The organism is Peribacillus sp. P4_C12, from assembly GCF_056402095.1.
This window is the reverse complement of sequence record NZ_JBFUIB010000855.1, coordinates 1-1,202: the sequence shown is the minus strand read 5'-3', so window position 1 is coordinate 1,202 and position 1,202 is coordinate 1. Positions and strand designations below refer to the sequence as shown.

General features: G+C 33.3%; 2 protein-coding genes. Both read right to left on the bottom strand.

All coding sequences use genetic code 11. The features are described from left to right. A partial coding sequence (locus tag AC1DUW_RS29690; protein ID WP_477644289.1) for a transporter substrate-binding domain-containing protein occupies positions 1-617 on the bottom strand: 617 nt, incomplete at its 3' end. Between the two features lie 336 nt (positions 618-953). After that, positions 954-1,202 (bottom strand): BrxA/BrxB family bacilliredoxin (locus AC1DUW_RS29685; protein ID WP_477644288.1); only part of this gene is annotated, 249 nt, incomplete at its 5' end.

Genomic DNA, 1,202 nt, shown 5'->3' with positions numbered 1-1,202 from the left:
AAATAGCCCTTAGCCACAGTATCTTCCATTATTACTGCATCAAAACGTCCTGAAGACATTTCTTGAACAACTTCTGGAATCCTATTTCGTTTTTCAACTTTCATCCCGATATCTTTATTTTTATTCAAGTCAGTTGCCAATGTCTCTTGGATGGACGCAAGCTGTACGCCTACCGTTTTCCCTTTTAAATCTTCAACGGTTTTAATCTTACTGTCTTTTGTCGTAACAATCATGTTTTTAGCTGTATAGTAAATGTCACTAAAATCGACTGATTGCTCACGTTTAGCTGTCGGAGTCATTCCAGAGATAACAAAATCGATTGATTTATTTTCAAGTGCCGGTACAAGGCTATTAAAGTCAATATCCTTCACTTCAACCTCATAACCTAATTTTTTACCGATGGCCTTAGCGATATCAATGTCAAATCCTTTTATTTCATCGCTTTTCGAAGTTTCAACATATTCAAAAGGTGGATAATCCGCAGAAGTTCCCATTACTAGAACTTTTTTGTCTTTATTATCAGCTGTGTTAGTATCTTTTTTCTCTGATGTTCCGCATGCTGCTAAAATACCTACTAATAAAACAGAAGTAAGCAACAATGCTAACTGCTTTTTCAACTTCATTATTATTCCTCCAAAATGATATTTTCAATTCTCTTGGTATTAAATTTAGTTTTTGTTAAATTATTAATTAATTTGATTAACTAATATTCATACACTAATATGTATTTTAACACACTCTAGTAATTATTCAATAACGTTAAAAATAGATTTATTTTTTAGAATATTCTCATAACTATTTTTATTTTTCATATATTCACTTCGTTTAAAGCATATCTGTTTGCCTTATCTATCTTTTTTCCTAAAAGTTCCTTAATCATGCAGAATAATGAATAAAAAAACCCGCCAAATTGGCGGGTTTCATCCTTGCAAGTCAGCTTACAAAAAAGTAACTTACACTTCTTCGCAATATTGATCGAAGTAATCTTGCAATTTTTCGACAACAGACATTGGATGATGCCCTTCGATTTCATGACGTTCTATCATCGTAATGATTTTTCCATCCTTCAGAAGAGCAAATGATGGTGAAGACGGTGGATAACCTTCGAAATAATCACGGGCCTTCTCCGTTGCTTCTTTATCTTGACCAGCAAAAACAGTTACAAGCTGATCAGGGCGTTTATCATTATGAATGGCATGAGC